Source organism: Paenibacillus sp. BK033 (genome assembly GCF_004345425.1).
In the GTDB taxonomy this organism is placed as follows: domain Bacteria; phylum Bacillota; class Bacilli; order Paenibacillales; family Paenibacillaceae; genus Pristimantibacillus.
The window spans coordinates 291,902-306,375 of sequence record NZ_SLVP01000001.1 but is presented as its reverse complement, the minus strand read 5'-3'; the positions used below and the strand labels follow the sequence as shown (position 1 = coordinate 306,375).

Sequence of the window (14,474 nt, the reverse complement as noted above, 5' to 3'; positions counted from 1 at the left end):
ATTCCACCGCTATTTTCGATTGAACCAACCGCCAAATACGCGGTCGGCGATGCGCGGGAACAGCTGATACAGCTTAATGCCTACAGCCGCTGTTTTTGGCAGATCCACTTCGGCTTTCCGCCGTTCCATTACTTTAATAATTTGCGATGCGACATATTCAGGCTTCATCATAAACCAGCTTACGTTTTTCACGTAAGTGCCCGAAGGATCGGCGACATCGAAAAATTCGGTGCGGATTGGGCCCGGATTAACCGCCGATACCGTAACGCCGGTACCGTTCAGCTCCATGCGCAGAGAATTGGTAAAGCCAAGCACCGCATGCTTGGTTGCCGAGTAACCGGTAGACTTCGAGGAACCAATTTTCCCCGCCATGGAAGCGATATTAACAATATGTCCGCTTCCCTGCTTCAGCATGTAGGGCAGCACGGCTTTCGTGCAGCGGACAACTCCCATGTAATTGGTGTCCATCATCTGTTCGAAGCTCTCTACCTCTGCTTCCAGGAAGGTCTCGAATTTGCCAAAGCCCGCATTGTTCAGCAGGATATCGATTTTGCCGTACTTCGCCATAATGGCATCAACGGTCTGCTGTACCTGCTTCATATCGGTTACATCCATCTGATACGTCGGGCATGCCGCGCCGATTACGTCCGCATGCTTGCGAAGACGCTCCAGATTCCGTCCGGTCAAGATCGGCACCGCCCCAAGCTTAGCCAGCTGTTTTGCCGTGACCGCTCCAATTCCGCTGGAGGCTCCGGAAATAAGGACAATTTTCCCCTTTAACACACATCATCACCTGCATCCGCTTCGCTCATTCTCATCTCTTCAGTTTACTTGATCAGTGCCCGATTAGCAAAAGTTAAACCCCAAAAAAAATAGCTCCCGAAGGAGCCTGCTTCTATGTTACGATGCGACTAGGACTTGAATATCAAATTGACCGATTCCGTCCATAATGAGAGGAACGGTTAAAGCCTGTCCCGCGGAAAAGCTTTCGTCGCTAGCCGAAAGAATGATTCTCGGAGGCGTAATATCTACGTTTACCCCCTGATTGTAAAGCATGGTGCTCGCATTGCCGCTAATCATATTGCCAAGTTCGGATATCGCGCTGCGGCCGATCTCGTCAAGCTCGGAGATCGTAAATCCGCCCATCATGGCTGAGACCATCTTCAAAGCCACCTGCTCACTCAGCCCGAATACGATGTCGCCATTCATTTGCCCATTAATCCCAATCTGAATCCAAATGTGATTTTCTACTAATTCGATATTCCTAAGGCCTAGCTTTCCGGTGGAAGGCCGAATCTGGATCACCTGTTCGATGACGATCGTTGCGGCTTCAAGAAACGGATTAATGTATTCTGCCTTCATTAGCGGGAACGCTCCTTTTCGACAAAATTCGCACGTAGTCTATTCTATTTCCATTATACTTAAATACGTAGGACAAGTATACTAATATTATCATTATTGAAGCTTAAGTCCTACGCTTATAGTCACTTTTTCATACTTAATTTGACAAAATGTGGAGGTTTTCTTCCATGCCTAATGTTTGGGCTCATCTCATCTTTGGCCAAAAAGTACTTGATCAGCTGCAAGAGTCCGGGCTTGTTGCCTCGGAACCGCTTCGCCGGTTATTTTATATGGGCTGTCAGGGTCCGGATTTCCTGTTTTATCACCGATTTTTGCCGTGGCAGGGGAAATCGCCCATGATTCAGCTTGGCACGGAGATGCATAACCGGGACTGCGGCCCTGTTCTTATGAAGCTGCTCGATTCGATTCTCGGACGTTCGGCAGAACTCGGGGGACAGCCCGATCAGGCGGTTGTTTATTCTTTGGGATTTGTGCTTCATCATGTGCTCGACCGGCATATGCATCCGCTTGTCTTCAGCAGATCCGGCTTCCGCAAGTGGGATCACCAGCGTTACGAGGTAATGATGGATACGATTATCGCCAGGCAGCAATGGGGAATCGAAACGTGGAAAACACCGGTATGGCGTAAAATCGACATAGGAGGGCGGCTGCCGGAAGCTGCGGTGAAAGCCCTCCAGGCCATTACGGACAGCTTCTATCCGGAGCTTGCTCCCGTCATCCGCGAGGAAGACTGGAATAGCGCGATTCGGGATATGATCCGGGCGCAACGTCTGTTCCACGATCCGGCTTCTATTAAACGAAACGTTACTTTTGGGCAAATGGATCCTTTTGTCTTTCGGAAGCAGGTGCCTTACGACGTGCTGAACGAAGCCGGAACGCCATGGATTGATCCTTCGGACAAAACCGTTATCCGCAACGAGACAGCCTGGACCTTATGGGACCGTGCCATGGAGGATGCGCTGCTGGTTATTCCCGCGGTCCTTCGCTATTTAAGAGAAGGCAGCGGAAGGCCGGAGCTTCGTCAGCATGCTGAAGGCCTGATCGGCAACCTCTCCTATGAGACCGGACTTCCCTGCGATTCGGGCGCAAGCATTCGATATGCGGAGCCGATATGGCCGGATGGCGGAATAAAGGAAGCCCCCTAAACCGGGAGCTTCCTTTATTTTTCCCCTGACCTTACATCGCTTGCTGCTTCGCGGACTTCCGGTAGTGGAGACGGACAAGGCGCAGCCTTTCATAGAGGACATCCATTTGCTTTTCTTTTAAGCTGTCCTCCCCGTATACCTGCTGCAGCACAGGCTTCAAGTATCGGTCGCCGGCCTGGCGGAACGTTTCCCAGATCAGCTCCCTTTCCGTATCCGGCATATCCGCGAGCTCCCTGGCAATAAGCGGCTCAAAGTCGTAGCCTTCCGTCTCGAGCTGTTCAATCCTGTCCATAATCTCGCGTCGGGGAAGCTCCAGCTCCGATTGCAGCTGTTCCATCGAGCCTCCTTCAAAAACAAAGCTCAATATCCGCTTCTTCTGCTGCTGCCGGAGCATATCGTTCTTGTAGCGTGCCTCCTTCTGCTTGTACATCCATTGGGTATACGCCGACGGCTCCAGCTTCTCGGTTACCCATTTCAGCGGAAAATCGGTCTCGCGGCCATGCTGAACCGTAATTTCCAGGAGCTCCTGCCCGTAGGCAGCATGCTTCTGCTCCCCCCAGCCCGGAATCTGCATCAACTCATCCGTTGTATAAGGAACAAATGCGCTAATCATCCACAGCATCCGGTTGGTGGCAACCATATAAGCCGAACGCTTCTCCGAAACGGCCCTCTTGCGGCGCCATTCCCGAAGCGCTTCGAACAGCTCCTGCTTCGCATGAAGCTCGCCGTAACATTGAAGCATGGACAAGAAGCTGCCCGCTCCTCCCCGCTTCTCCTCCAGCATGCCGTCTACGACGGGCGTATAGCCTTCGCCCATTTTAACCGCAACGCCATGACGGAAGCCGATCAGCATTTCTTCCCAGGACGTACCTTCAAACCAGCTGACCGCCTCTTCCGCCCCCTCGGACCATAAGACGGTCCAGATCCCGTCTCTCTCGCAGATAGAGAGCTTTCCCGTAACAATGGTGCCGTCCTCAATTGGTTTTTCAAACGTGTTCAAAAAAACGATTTGCATGCTTCCTTCACTCCTCAATCAAAATGGATAATCGCGCGAATAAACGTAAGCAAGCGTAAACGCAAAAAAAAGCACCCCTCCTGCAAAAAAATGCAAGAGAGGTGCTTCCTCACGTTCGTTTATTCGATTAATTTTATGCTATCATAACCGAACCTTTCTTACAAGCGTTTTCTTATTGTATAATGTGTGCAAACGATTTATGGAGGCTTTATCATGCTGCTGCCTGATTTCGATTTTATGTCCGATACAACGGAAGATACGTCCACTAGATTTGTAACGTTTATTACGCCAAGCATGAAGCGTTTCGACCTCGCTATTATGGCCACGGCAAGATTTTACGGCAAAAAGCTGATCACCGATCTTCAAGCCGGCCGTACGGCTATCATTGGCCCGGATGATCTGGAAGAGGAAGGTTATCTGGAACATACCTTTCAGCTGACGGAGGAAGAAGCGGCCGAGCTCGCTCAATTTTTATATTTTGTAGTAGGAACGGTGAATTTTACCGATTAATCAAGGGTAAACTGAGAGGGCGAACGCAAACTTAAGCCATTTCAGGAGGAGATATCGGTGGATCGGTTTATGGACGAAGACCGCAGCGAATACACGGATTTATCGACGGTGGAATCGCAAAGGAATGACCTCGCGCATGAAGAGTTTCCGGACGGTTCCTACGGCTCGAGCATAACGGGGCCAACTGGCAAAAGCGGTCCTTGGCGCATTGATCAGCGTTCCTCAAGGCCTTACGGCTATGAGAATCGTCAAATGCACGAGGAATATAACCGTGATTTTGCGGGCGATGATGATTACGACTCGCTCCCTGATGCAATGGATGAACCATAAAACAAAGCCCTGGCCAATGGCCGGGGCTTTGTTTGCCGTTAGGATCTTGGAGGGAAAATGCCTCTCAAAGAGATAATAAAATTGAGTGCCTGGTAAGGCTGCATATTATTGTGCGGCTGAGAGCCTCCTGTAATTCCTACCGCCATCGGATTAAGAGAAACGTCCGTTTTATCGGAATAATACTGGATTCCGCCCCGGCCAGGCGCGCCCGCCATTGCCCAAATATCATTTTGCGCCTCTGTTTTGTTAGAAGCGGCTTGAGCGTTTGCCAGGTGAGTATGGGCGGGAATTTCGGTTTGCAGCAGCGTTACGCTAGGTTCACCGTTCATCTCGCCTAAATCTCGAAGCGAAAGTCCCGGTCCTTGTCCCCAATGCATCGGTGCGCGGCCGCGAAGATCCGGCAAAGCAAATGTCGTTTTGCCGTCGCCTCCGTACGTGACGCCAAGCAAAGAGAACAGAGCTGTATTTTGAGCGATAGACATAATTTGACCATTGCAGAATGCCCAGTCTTTCGGTGCGAAGTTACCTGCAAACAACCGAATCTCGCCAATGTATGGATCCATTTATTTTCAGTCCTTTCTACTAGTCTCTCGGAGGATAAATCCCTTGTAATGCGATACAGAAATTGACAACCAGATACGGCTGCATATTGTTATGAGGCTGGCTCCCGCCAGCTTGCGCAATGGCATTCGGGGACATAATCGTATTGGGCTGCGGAGCAAAAGGCGAAACGCTGGATGAAGTCCCCCAGGTTTTTCCGGCTAGCCCCGATCCCGTAGCATCTGATCCGCCTTTAGCTTGATGATTATGCTGCGGCATCTCGTTAATGGTAAGCGTATGAGCTTCCTCGCCGGCCGTCTGTCCTAACACGACGGTTTGACCTGGATGAACCGGAACGCGCCCTTGCAGATTCGGAAGAGCAAAGGTTGTCCTGCCGTCGCCGCCATACGTTGTGCCAAGAAGAGAAAACAGCGCCTGATTCTGCTGGATCGGCAGGAGCTGACCGTTACATTGCGCCCAGCCTTTTGGAGCAAAGTTGAACGGAAATTGTCTTACTTCGCCAAGAAATGGTTCTGCCATGATATTTCCTCCTTTTTCTCTTTAGTATTGGGACGGATAGATCCCCTCAAGCGCAATAATGAACGAAACGGCCAGATAAGGCATCATATTGTCATGAGGCTGGCTCCCGCCGGTTACTCCAATAGCTGCAGCATTTAAAGTAACGTCGGAGGCTGCGTCGGAATAAAGATTTTTGTCGCTGACAGCCCAAAAAGCATTCTCCGGACTGTTGCTCGTTCCCGATAAAGTTGAACTGTTCGCTGCGTGGGAATGAACGGGAAGCTGATTCATAATTAATGTGACGGATTCGGTGCCTGCACTCTGTCCCATCGAATACATGCTGCCTGTCGTATTGCTGCGTCCCGTATGTACAGGCAAGCGCCCCTGCATATTCGGAAGCGCAAAGTTAGATACGCCGTCTCCACCGTAAGTTGTACCGATCAAGGTAAACAAAGCTTCGTTTTCGCTGATGGACAATAGTTGGCCATTGCACAAAGCCCAGCCGACAGGAGCAAAATTGCCTCCAAACATGCGAATTTCACCTAAATATTGCTCACTCATATAATTGCTCCTCTCTCTTATCCGGCTGCCAGCTCATAGAGATATAAGGAGATGCTTCCCCTATAGCCTTGAAGCCAAGTCTTTCGTACAACCGCTTTGCCAGATTGTGCTCCAATACGCTGAGCTTCACCGGTAGACCTGCTGCCGCTGCTTCCTCCTGCAAACCGGTTATTACCGCCGTACCTATTCCTTTATTACGGTAACCGGCCAGCAAGGAGATATCAATGAGGTGAATAGAGTTGCTCCTGGACGCAATGATCCTTCCAATTCTATTCCCGTCATGAATGATGATCCGCGTGACGGCCTCCGGGAACTGCAACGCATAAGACCTTGTCTGAAGCTCGAACTGCATACGCAAAAAAGCTTCCGCGTCTCCTGCCGGCCATCCCCAAGCTTCCATCTCTTCGCGCCTTGTATCGGCATAAACCTCAAACAAAAAAACGGCATCTTCAGGACAAGCAGATTCGAATACCAGCATCGCACCCCCACATTTCGAATAGTAAAAATAGCAAAAAAGTAGTGCTATTCTACTATAGATTTAAGAGACGGATATTGTCAATTAATGTATAAAAATATTAAGAAAAGCCCCTGCCAGGAATAGGCAGAGGCCTCAAAAACCAATTGATTTATTCTGGTATAAACGTTTCGCTGCCGCCGGAACCTCGTGCCGCGTCATGAGATCTTGAAGCTTCTTCAATCGCTCCAAACGCCCAGAAGGAAGCCGGCACATCCTTCCAAGTAGGCGTTGTTACGCCGGTTAACGGACCGCGTCCAAGAATCCGGTTAAGGATGACAACCGCTTCGGCTCGGGTTAACGGCTGGTCGGGACGGAACGTGCCGTCCGAATAGCCCGTCATGTAGCCAAGCTTTGCTGCCGCAGCAATGTGGGCAGACGCCCAATGCCCCTTCACATCGCGGAACGCCGGATTCGCGGCGCCGGGATCGAGCTGCAGCCATTTGGCTATAATAGCCGCCATTTCGGCGCGCGTAATCGTTGCGTTAGGCTTGAAGCTGTGATCCGGATAACCGTTCAGAATGCCAACCTGTTGACCCCACCGGATCGCTTCGGAAGCCCAGAAATTATTGGACACGTCTGCAAAGGCGGTAACGGAGCCTTTGCCCGGAAGAGTGCCGGACAAAAGACGATACAGCATGGTGCTCATTTCCGCTCTAGTTACCGACTGATTCGGACGGAACGTGTCGTCGGAATAGCCCGTCATATAAGCATCATGATGCACGCTTGCTCCTTCGGCCGACACAATCGTAAACGTACTGAACTTGTTTACCTCGATTTGGATGCCAACCGGATAACCTTTGTCGTTATAGACGATTTTGCCGCGCTGGAATACCTTGTCGCCATCCGAGTGTTCAATATATACGCCAAGGCTGGCGAGGAAAAGCTTTCTTTGACTCAGGTCGCTTGGAATCACGCTGGAATCCAGCGGAAACGTAACCTGAACCGCTACTTTCGGCAAATTCGTCTCAATCGTCATCGGCATCCCGATAACGCTCACTTTGCCTGAGTTCGCGATTTTGCGGATCGCTTCCGCGTTAACCGTCCTGTCCTTCACCGCGTTCTGCTCGTCCTTCTTGCACATTGGCATGATATCGAAGAAGAATTCCTGACTGCCCTTCATCGCGCCTAATGCCTCGGTGGATAAATGAAGCGTTGCATTCTCCGTTTGAATCTCCACCTGAATCGAGCTGTCGAGGAGATACTTGATGGAGTTGACCGTCAGTTTCACCTTGACCTCGTCTGCCGGATCTCCGGGAATGTCGTCCACGATAATTCTTATCGTTCCTTGGTGGGCGCCGACTGCGCTTTCTACGGCTTGTTTGATTTTGTCCTCGTTCATAATGACGGTGTCCACTTTCTTGCCGCCGATTACCTCGCGTACAATATCAATTTGCACGACAACCTGCGGATGATTCGGGTCTCCAACTTCAACGGTCACTTGACGTACGTTCGTGTTGCTGACAGGCTTGTTGACCACTTTAACCGTACGAATGACTTCCGCCGCTTGATTGCCCGCAAGGTCAATCGCGTTATAGCGCAGCGTGTAAGTGCCAAGAGCGGCGGTATCCACCGTCCCGGTCACCGTAGCCAGAGGAGCCGCCGGATTCGCATCCTGCACTTTAGCCCCTTGCTCCGTATAGGTGCTGCCGTTGTATACAATAACCGTATCATTGCCGTTCAGCACGATAACCGGAGCTGTCTTGTCGATCTTCACTTCGACTGATTTGACCTCGCCGATGTGATTCTCAGGATCGGTGACTCTCGCATAAAAGGCAGTCAGTCCTTCCTGAGAAACAACTACGGGAGCGGTATAGCTCGTCCATGTCCCGCCGCTGCCCAGCTTGTATTCTATGGTGTTGTCCGGATCGGTAGCGACGGTCACCGTTACGTCTTTATTCGTCCAATCCGTCTCGCTCGGCGTAATCGAGAAGTTGTTGCTCACCTTAATGTTCTGCGTAGCGCCGATATGGTTAAGCGTTGCGCTGAAGCCGTTGCCTGCGGCATCCGAAATAACCGCTCCGTTTAAGGCCAGCGCTCCGGAATCGATGCCGATGCCATCCGAATCCTGATCCTCCAGACGTACCGTGTAACGGAACTTGAGCTCGCTTGACGATACGGCTTCCAGGTATTCCGCCTTGACGACAGCAGCTCCAACCTGTACTTCAAGGTATGGTTTTCCTGCCGTGACATCAAGAATAACCGGTTCGCTTGCTTTAACAATAAAATCAAGGTTTGCCCCTGCATGATACGTTCCGTCAGCAGGAACGCTGACCAGATCCACAACCGGTACGGTTGTGTCGATCCGTACGGCGCTTGTATCGCCTGCGTTTGCAAGGGTAGGTACAGCCGCATTGCCTGCTTGGTCAGCCATTGCCGCGCCATTCAAGGAAATAGCCGCAGCAGGCTCAATGCCATCCGAATCCGTATCTCCGGCTTGCACTTCATATTGGAATACAAGAGCGTTCGTACCCGATCCCGATACATACGCGGCTTGAACGGTTTTACCGTCAAGCTTCACATCGAGCTCCGGGGTACCGCCCGTTACATGGACGTTCTCGCTGAAATGAACCGTAAACTGCAGATTTGCTCCCGCTTTGTAAGAACCGTTTGCCGGAACCTCCACCTTCGTAATGCTCGGTGCAACCGCATCGACCTTCACCCCGGCCGTGCTGCCAAGACCGCTCAGAACCGCTGCCGCGTTGTTGCCTGTTGCGTCCTTCAGCGTTCCGAGGTTCAGGCTGAGGGCTCCAACCTCAATGCCGTTCGCATCATTATCGCCGGTTTGCACGGTGTAGCGGAACAGCAGATCTTTTGTCCCCGTACCCGACACGTATTGGGCTTGTACCGTAGCCGCACCAATCGTAATCGAGATGGATGGCGTTCCGGTTACCGTTACCGCCTCGTCGTAATGAACCGTGAAATTCAGCTGTTCTCCTGCCAGGTAAGTATCGTCCGCAGGAAGGTCTACGCCTTCAATCGATGGAGCGATCGCATCGACGAGGACGTTGCTTGTGCTGCCTACGGAAGCGAGCGCCAGATCCGCCGCATTGCCTGCCGCGTCCTTTAGCGTGCTTCCGTTTAAGGAAATGGCATTTCCTGCTTCTATGCCGTTTCCATCAATGTCGCCGGCTTGTACCGTGTATCGGAACAACAAAACGTTCGTTCCCGTACCCGATACATACGTCGCATGGACGGCTGTCGAACCAAGCGTAATCGTCAAATTCGGCGTTCCGCCGCTGACCGTTACGTTTTCGTTGAAGTTAACCGTAAAGTCCAGCTGGTCTCCCTCTTTGTACGTTCCGTTTGCGGGAACTGCTACGCTAGTAACGGTTGGCGCAATCGCATCGACGTGTACCGTGCTAATGCTGCCTGCTCCAGTAAGAGCAAGGCCGGCCGCATTGCCGGCCGCATCCTGAATGGAAGCTCCGTTCAGATTCACTGCACTGCCTACTTCAATGCCGTTCGTATCTTCTTGACCTGCTGATACCGTGTAGCGGAATACCAACGCATTGGTGCCTGTGCCCGACACGTAGGACGCTTGGACTGGCATAGTCCCAATGGTGACGGACAAATAAGGAGTTCCGCCGGTTACGTGAACGGCTTCATCGTAATGAACCGTAAAAGTCAAAGTCTCGCCTGCTTTGTACGTTCCGTCAGCCGGAACATCCAAGCTTGTTGCCGCAGGCGCAACCGCATCGACCTTCACTCCAGCCGTGCTGCCAAGACCGCTCAGAACCGCTGCGGCGTTGTTGCCTGTTGCGTCCTTCAGCGTTCCGCCGTTCAGGCTGAGGGCTCCAACCTCAATGCCGTTCGCATCATTATCGCCGGTTTGCACGGTGTAGCGGAACAGCAGATTTTTTGTCCCCGTACCCGACACGTATTGGGCTTGTACCGTAGCCGCACCAATCGTAATCGAGATGGATGGCGTTCCGGTTACCGTTACCGCCTCGTCGTAATGAACCGTGAAATTCAGCTGTTCTCCTGCCAGGTAAGTATCGTCCGCAGGAAGGTCTACGCCTTCGATTGTTGGAGCAATCGCATCGACGAGGACGTTGCTTGTGCTGCCTACGGAAGCGAGCGCCAGATCCGCCGCATTGCCTGCCGCGTCGGCGATCGTTCCGCTATTTAAGTTGAGGGAGGTGCCTACGGAAATTCCGTTCAAGTCCACCTGACCCGCTAGCACGGTATAGGTGAAAACCAAAGAATCCGTTCCCGTTCCCGTTACGTATGCCGCCTGAACAGTTGAAGAACCAATTGTAATTGGAAGGGTCGGCGTACCCGTAACCGTTACTTTTTCATTGTAGTGAACCGTAAAGTTTAAAGCCGAACCCTCACTGTAATAACCGTTGCCAGGCACTTGCACGCCGGTGACGGAAGGTGCCGCGGTATCCACCAGCACTCCGCTGGTGCTGCCTGTTGTCAATGTCAGAACAGCGGCATTACCTGCCGTATCTTGAAGCGTTGCTCCGTTTAATTGAATGGCGCTGCCGGCTTGAATGCCGTCCGAGTCGTTATCTCCCGCCAGCACGTCGTAAGCGAACAGCAAAGAACTTGTGCCCGAACCCGATACATAAACGGCTTGGACCGCAGCCGAGCCAATCGTTACGGGCAGATAAGGCGTTCCGCCGGTTACCGTAACCTTCTCATCATAATGAACGGTAAATTTAAGTCTGTCCCCTGCTTTGTAAATGCCGTTGTCCGGCACGTCCGCGCTTGCGATAGATGGTGCATGGGTATCAACCAGCACTTCGTTGGTGTTGCCCGCTGAAGTAAGCGATAGGCTAGCCGCATTGCCAGCAGCATCGTTTAGCGCTCCGCCATTTAACGCTACCGCACCTAGTTCAATACCGTCCGTGTCCTCATCCCCGGTTTGAACGGAATAAGTAAAAGTAATGTCCTTTGTTCCCGATCCGGAAGCATAAGCGGCATGGACCGTAGCGCTTCCGATCGTTAACGCGATGTAAGGCGTTCCGGTTACGGAAATTTTTTCGTCATAGTGGATCGTAAGGCTTAAGCTGCTGCCTGCTTTATAAATACCGGCCGCCGGCACGTCAATGCTTGCAACGGACGGAGCGACGGCATCGACCAATACTTGGCTGGTATCGTCAACAGCATTCAAGGTCAAATCTGCCGCATTGCCAGCCGCATCCTTCAGCGATCCGCCATTCAGCGCCAGAACGCCCCCAACTTCGAGGCCATCCGAATCCTCCTGTCCGCTAAGCACCGTATACCGGAATAAAAGGGCGTTTGTCCCCGTACCGGATACATAAGCGGCTTCGATCGTTGAAGATCCGATGGTGATTGGCAAGGCTGGAACTCCGGTTACCGTAACATTCTCGGAATAATGAACGGTAAACTCCAGTGCGGAGCCTGTCCGGTAGCTGCTATCCGCAGGTACTTCGACTCCCGTAACCGCCGGTGCCGCCGTATCAACCAAGACCGCTGTAGTGCTGCCGACGCCGGCCAAGGCCAGAGTGGCATGATTCCCCGATTCATCCTTAATCGTACTGCCATTCAAAGAAATAGCGCTGCCCGCTTCAATGCCGTTATTGTCATTGTCGCCGGCTTGCACGACGTAGCTGAATACAATCGTGTCCGTACCCGTTCCGGAAACATATTGCGCCTGCACCGTGGAGGATCCAATCGTTAAAGGAAAGGAAGGCGTTCCGCCGGCGATAACAACCTTTTTGCTAAAATGAACCCTAAAGTCCAGATTAGCCTCCGGCCCGTAGGTCTGGCTCGCCGGCACGTCAACGCTGCTAACGGATGGAGCTGTCGCGTCTACCAATACCGCCGTCGTGCTTCCAACATTATTCAAGGCTAGGTTGGCATTATTCGTAGCGGTGTCTTTTATCGTGCCGCCATTCAAGCTCAAGCCGGAGGCAACCGCAATTCCGTCAGAATCATAGTCTCCAGCCTGAACCGTATAGCGGAACAGGAGATCTTGCGTTCCGGAACCCGATACATAGCTTGCTTGAACAGCCTTGCTGCCGATCGTTACGGGCAAATAGGGTGATCCCGTCACGGTCACGCTTTCATCAAATGCAACCGTGAAATCAAGATCCTGCCCCTCCAGATAAGTTTTATTCGCAGGCACGACTACGCTGCTAACTGTCGGGGCGACCGCATCTACCAATACGATGTTGGTTCCGATGCCGGAAAGCGAGAGGCTTGCGTTATTGTTTGCCGCATCCCGAACGGTTCCCCCGTTCAACGCCAGATTTGCCCCTGGCTGAACTCCGTCGGTATCAAGATCGCCCGCTTGGATTGTGTAGCGGAATAAAAGGTTTGGGGTTCCCGTTCCCGATACGTAGCTTGCTTGTACCGAAGAACTGCCGATTATAACCGGTAAATAAGGGCTGCCCGCTACGTTTACGTTCTCGTTGTAATGGACCGTGAAGGTAAGCGGATCGCCTGTCTTATAGGTACCCGCAGCAGGCACATCTACTGAACCGACGGTCGGAGCTATGGCATCTACTCTCACGCCTGCCGTGCTGCCAACGCTATTGAGTGTCAAAGCTGCAGCATTTCCTGCCAAATCTTTGATGGTTGCCCCATTGAGGGCAAGAGTATTTACCGCAATTCCGTCGGAATCCGATTGCCCGTCTTGCAAATCGTATCGGAATGCAAGCGAGCTTGTTCCCGAACCGCTTAAGTAATTGGCTTGTACGTTTGTCGATCCGATCGTAAGACCAAGGCTAGGCGTTCCGCCTGCTACGTATACAGGTTCATTAAAATTGACCGTAAACGCGAGGCTTTGCCCGCTGCCGTAAGTCGCGGTAGCCGGTACGGCTACTGAGGCTACCGTTGGAGCTGCGGCGTCTACTTTTACATTGGTTAAAGAGCCAATATTATTGAGGGTAAGAATACTGTCTTCATTACTGCCATTTCTAATGGTGCCGCCATTGAGGCTGATCGAGCTTCCTAATGATACGCCATCGGTATCAAGCTGTCCGCTTGTTACCGTGTAGCGGAAGGTAAGAGCGGTAGTGCCAGTACCTGATGCATAGGTTGCCTGCACAACCGTGGAACCAATCGTCAGAGAGAGGGAAGGCGACCCCGTTACGTTGACGATTCGGTCAAAGTTCACCGTAAAGTCCAGGTTTTGTCCGGCTGTGTATGTTCCATTCGGCGGAGCCGCCACCGACAGTACTTTTGCGTTTGTTGCGGTAGTCACTTCCAGAGCAGGTTTGTTGGAAGGCGCATTGTTAGAATTGATGGCGAACTGATTGCTTTTACCAGGCGTGTCTTTGCTTGTCAGCACAAGGGTTGCTTTTCTGTCACCCGTAGCCTGGGTTTTAATATAAGAGGTTAGATCAATATTTAGAAACTGGCCTTGCGTAATCCCCGTTTGTCCATTAACGATCGTAACATCTTGCGTAGGAATTTTTTGCGATGATTCCGAAATAACGTCATCATTAGACCCGTAGACATTTACAAATAGCGGGGTTGGGTCTGTGTGGTCGTAGTCTACGTACGGCACAAACAGCTTTAATATCGCGCTCGAAACGGTATCGTTGACTGGTATATCTTTCAGATCAAATTGCATAACCGTTACAGAGTTGCCATACGCGGAATCGAAATAAGTACCAATCCAGCTATATCCCGGACCTACGGTGTCATCCCCGTTAAAATAATAACCGGAATTATCGTGGAAATAATCCACGCTTGCCGGAATGGGAGCCAGCGCTGCCGCATAGCCCGTTTGCGCGGGCAGCAGTCTGAACACGATTAATGCCAGCAGCACCGACATAACCGCCATTCCTGTTTTTCGTAAAACACCTTTCATAATCCGCCTCCTAAACAGAATTGTCACACAAATGGCTATCCTGAGCTATTTGTGGTGATTCTTGCTTTGCAAGTATTTTCTTGGTTGCGCAGATGACCCTTGCCCCGTACCGTTTGTTGCCCTTCTAACGCTCGCAGATCCGCCGGTCTTCGCGCGCCAAAAACCCTCTCGGTTCGCCCTGCCGCC

The 14,474-nt window shown here is 51.7% G+C and carries 11 protein-coding genes; 3 read left to right on the top strand and 8 right to left on the bottom strand.

Features of this window, described 5'->3' with window-relative positions:
- Positions 1-9: 9 nt before the first annotated feature.
- On the bottom strand, positions 10-783 hold the full coding sequence (locus EV294_RS01345; protein ID WP_132303233.1) for an SDR family NAD(P)-dependent oxidoreductase: 774 nt from the start codon (positions 781-783) through the stop codon (positions 10-12).
- 117 nt (positions 784-900) lie between these two features.
- Entirely contained in the window at positions 901-1,362 is a 462-nt protein-coding gene (locus EV294_RS01340; protein WP_132303232.1) for a chemotaxis protein CheX, read from the bottom strand.
- A 167-nt stretch (positions 1,363-1,529) separates the two neighbouring features.
- Between EV294_RS01340 and EV294_RS01335 the strand changes: the two genes are divergently transcribed.
- Positions 1,530-2,507, top strand: a complete 978-nt coding sequence (locus EV294_RS01335) for a zinc dependent phospholipase C family protein (RefSeq protein WP_132303231.1) — start codon at positions 1,530-1,532, stop codon at positions 2,505-2,507.
- Between the two features lie 31 nt (positions 2,508-2,538).
- Here EV294_RS01335 and EV294_RS01330 read toward each other — a convergent pair whose 3' ends face one another.
- The gene (locus tag EV294_RS01330) at positions 2,539-3,522 is read right to left on the bottom strand and encodes an HRDC domain-containing protein (protein ID WP_132303230.1); all 984 of its coding nucleotides are present in this window, start codon (positions 3,520-3,522) and stop codon (positions 2,539-2,541) included.
- 213 nt (positions 3,523-3,735) lie between these two features.
- On the opposite strand from EV294_RS01330, the gene EV294_RS01325 reads away from it, so the two are divergent.
- Together EV294_RS01325 and EV294_RS01320 are read left to right on the top strand one after the other, a co-directional pair.
- The gene (locus EV294_RS01325; RefSeq protein WP_207918079.1) at positions 3,736-4,032 is read left to right on the top strand and encodes a DUF3055 domain-containing protein; all 297 of its coding nucleotides are present in this window, start codon (positions 3,736-3,738) and stop codon (positions 4,030-4,032) included.
- Positions 4,033-4,089: 57 nt separating this feature from the next.
- On the top strand, positions 4,090-4,362 hold the full coding sequence (locus EV294_RS01320; protein ID WP_207918078.1) for a hypothetical protein: 273 nt from the start codon (positions 4,090-4,092) through the stop codon (positions 4,360-4,362).
- Positions 4,363-4,400: 38 nt separating this feature from the next.
- Here EV294_RS01320 and EV294_RS01315 read toward each other — a convergent pair whose 3' ends face one another.
- The 5 genes from EV294_RS01315 to EV294_RS01295 form a co-directional block, all read right to left on the bottom strand.
- The gene (locus tag EV294_RS01315; protein WP_132303229.1) at positions 4,401-4,925 is read right to left on the bottom strand and encodes a phage tail protein; all 525 of its coding nucleotides are present in this window, start codon (positions 4,923-4,925) and stop codon (positions 4,401-4,403) included.
- Between the two features lie 19 nt (positions 4,926-4,944).
- Entirely contained in the window at positions 4,945-5,442 is a 498-nt protein-coding gene (locus EV294_RS01310; protein WP_132303228.1) for a phage tail protein, read from the bottom strand.
- Between the two features lie 21 nt (positions 5,443-5,463).
- Positions 5,464-5,982: a phage tail protein gene (locus EV294_RS01305; RefSeq protein WP_132303227.1), complete on the bottom strand. Its 519-nt coding sequence runs from the start codon at positions 5,980-5,982 to the stop codon at positions 5,464-5,466.
- Positions 5,975-6,460 carry a GNAT family N-acetyltransferase gene (locus tag EV294_RS01300; RefSeq protein WP_132303226.1) on the bottom strand — a complete coding sequence of 162 codons (486 nt, stop codon included), beginning with the start codon at positions 6,458-6,460 and terminating at the stop codon, positions 5,975-5,977. The genes EV294_RS01305 and EV294_RS01300 overlap by 8 nt, the downstream gene beginning before the upstream one ends.
- 148 nt (positions 6,461-6,608) lie before the next feature.
- Positions 6,609-14,288 carry an S-layer homology domain-containing protein gene (locus EV294_RS01295; protein WP_132303225.1) on the bottom strand — a complete coding sequence of 2,560 codons (7,680 nt, stop codon included), beginning with the start codon at positions 14,286-14,288 and terminating at the stop codon, positions 6,609-6,611.
- Between the last annotated feature and the right edge of the window lie 186 nt (positions 14,289-14,474).